Source organism: Porcipelethomonas ammoniilytica, assembly GCF_025567485.1.
GTDB lineage: Bacteria > Bacillota > Clostridia > Oscillospirales > Ruminococcaceae > Porcipelethomonas > Porcipelethomonas ammoniilytica.
Genome location: NZ_JAOQKH010000081.1, coordinates 1 through 1,028, shown reverse-complemented (window position 1 = coordinate 1,028; position 1,028 = coordinate 1). Strand labels below are relative to the sequence as shown.

Annotated in this window: 2 protein-coding genes; both read left to right on the top strand. The window is 41.0% G+C overall.

Features of this window, described 5'->3' with window-relative positions:
- The coding region (locus tag OCV67_RS13350) for a baseplate J/gp47 family protein (RefSeq protein ID WP_178085185.1) at positions 1 to 483 on the top strand (483 nt) is incomplete at its 5' end.
- A partial coding sequence (locus OCV67_RS13345) for a putative phage tail protein (protein ID WP_147644409.1) occupies positions 470 to 1,028 on the top strand: 559 nt, incomplete at its 3' end. The genes OCV67_RS13350 and OCV67_RS13345, both read left to right, overlap by 14 nt.

The following is a 1,028-nucleotide window of genomic DNA, read 5'->3' as shown; positions in this document are numbered from 1 at the left end:
GTAGGCAAGGCAAAAATCTTTCCGCTGTGGAACGGCCCCAATACTGTAAAGGCCGTTCTTATAGATTTAAACGGACTTCCGTGCGGAAAAGATATTTTAAATGAAGTACAGGAGTATGTTGACCCTGACAGTCTGGGACTGGGCGGGGGCTGCGCTCCTATAGGCGCTCATTTTACAGCTGCGGCAGCTGAAAGTGAGTATATAGATATTTCCGTTACGATTGAGGTAAAGCAGGGGTTTAGCTTTGAATCAGCAAAGGAGTCAATAAAATCGGGGATAGAGAATTATTTTAAAACTCAGGTAATGAACAGCTCTGATGCAGAGGAAATTATGATACGAATTTCTGAAATAGGCGCTGTGATTTCCGATGTTACTGAAATAGCAGATTACAGAAATCTCGTCATTAACGGTTCGGACGAAAATATTGCGGTAAACGCTGAAAGTGTGCCTATTTTGGGGGTGACTGAAATTGAAGCTGTTTGAAAGTCATTACAAAAACAACTATGAGGAGCTAATAACCTATTATCCGGTCTTTTACCGTGAAGTATATGAAATGACTGAAATTCTCAAGGCTCAGGGCAGACTTGCCGACAATCTGCAAAATAGTATTGAACAGGTATTTTCCAATCAGTTTATAGACAGTGCGGATGAAAGCGTGATCTCTTCTTATGAAAAAATTATGGGGATTATTCCGGATTCTTTAAAACCGATTGAAGAACGCCGCCGACTGGTAAAAGCAAGACTGATCGGTTCGGGCAAAATTTCAGCTTCTGTAATTTCCGATATGATAAAGGCGTATACGGGCGGAGAAGCAAAATGCAGCCTTGAGCCGTTTGATTCGGAAGGCAATAATTGCTTGTATATCAATGCCGAAAGAGGAAACAATCCGCAGATTTATTTGCAGGAAGTAGAAAATCTTTTGAGTGAAAAGATTCCGGCGCATATTGAATATGAGCTTTCATTCGGTATAGACGCACCGATATATTTAAGCTGTGAAGTTGAATTGTACAATACCGACTTGCCGTTAT